At 64.7% G+C, this 1,503-nt stretch carries 1 protein-coding gene and 1 pseudogene; both read right to left on the bottom strand.

Annotated elements, in window-relative coordinates; all coding sequences use genetic code 11:
* Positions 1–395: pseudogene (locus ACK5L9_RS16375) on the bottom strand (hypothetical protein); the annotation flags it as partial.
* A 310-nt stretch (positions 396–705) separates the two neighbouring features.
* Positions 706–1,503: toprim domain-containing protein (locus ACK5L9_RS16370; protein WP_416912526.1), on the bottom strand; the 798-nt coding region annotated here is incomplete at its 5' end.

Raw genomic sequence — 1,503 nt, 5'->3', positions numbered from 1 at the left:
CTGTTCTGGCGATCCAGCAGGCTCTGGCCGATGCAGATCAGGGTTTCCAGCTGGACGGATTTGACCTCGGTGAGTTCCTGTTCGCGCTGAAGGAGGTTCTGGGCCTGCTCGTTATCGTCCAGCTTGCGAGCGATCCGCTCGGCGGCGCGGTGGAAGCTGTTGACGTTGGACCACTTGATCTCATCGAGATCGGGATCGAGGCTGGTATCGGCCATGGTGGCGATCAGCGCTTCGAAGATATCGGCGACGGCGGTCTGGATGGTCAGATCTTCGGGCGTGATCCGGGGATCGGCCTCGCCCTCGGCGGGGTGGTGGCCGTAGAGTTCGAGGTTTTCGATGATGCGGCCGGTCGGGGATGTGCTGTGATCGGGTTCGAAATCGTCATGGGCATACATGGGATGCGTCCTTCGGCTGGACCGCGACCGTCGCGGCCTTCATGGCGACGACACGCCCACGGGCGCTCCGGTCTGGCAGCCCGAGCCCTGTGCGAGGGCCTTGATGGCACAGCCCGGCTGATGTGCTTCGCGCTGTAAAGGCGGGCGTGCCCGCCGACGGAAATCAGTCGGGTGCCGCCATTGCCGGGCCGGGGCGCTTGTGGGCCGCTCGCCCTCTGAGAAGGCCAAGGCGCGGTCCCCTGCCGATGGAGGTGGCCGCCACTGCCAATGACGGAACCGATGCCCGATCACATTCCCTGTTCCGGCGCATTCACGAGATCATGAACCGGCTGACATCTTCCGGGGCGATCTGTACCCGGTTCTTCGCCCGCAGCGCCTCAAGACCGCAGGCGCTGAGATCGTCGTTGAAATCCCCCAGCATGGGCGAGAGCGTGATGGCGTCGATCCCGACCTCGTGCGCCCGGTCCATCAGGCTATCGCGTGCGCTGTCACCTGCCGGATCGTTGTCGCGGACGATATAGAGCCTGCGCAAATGCGGTGGGAACAGGATGGCGGCGAGATGTCCGGCCGAAAGGGCCGAGATCATCGGCATCGTCGGCAGTGCCTGACGCAGCGAGAGGATGGTCTCGATCCCCTCACCTGCCGCCATGATATCCTGCGCATTCCCAAACCGGACGCCATGCCCGAGCAGGTCTCCCATCGCCTTTCTCGGTGGATCGATAGGTGCCTTGCCGGAGCCGTCACGCCTCAGCCAGGTGCGATGTGCGCCGGTGATCTTGCCATCAAGGTCGGTGACAGCCGCGATCATCGCGGGCCAGGTCTCGGTCGGTCCACCGCTCTCGGGACGCCAGTAGCAGGTCGGATGGAAGCGCTGATTGGCGGGTTCGCGCAGATCGATGATGCCGCGATTGCGCAGGTAGGTCGCTGCTATTGAGCCGGCCAGCGGTTGCGTCATGCGCCAGAGGCGGCGGGCCGCGTCGGACGATCCCGATGGTGCTGGAGAGGTTAGGGCCTTGCGGGATCGCGGTTCGGGATTCGGCAGGCTGAGAAAGCGGCGGGCTTCCTCGGACACATCCGCGAAGTCGATGAGGCCAAGGCTTTCGCGAAT

The sequence above is a fragment of the Paracoccus sp. (in: a-proteobacteria) genome, assembly GCF_047973135.1.
In the GTDB taxonomy this organism is placed as follows: Bacteria; Pseudomonadota; Alphaproteobacteria; order Rhodobacterales; family Rhodobacteraceae; genus Paracoccus.
This window is presented reverse-complemented; position numbering and strand designations above follow the sequence as displayed.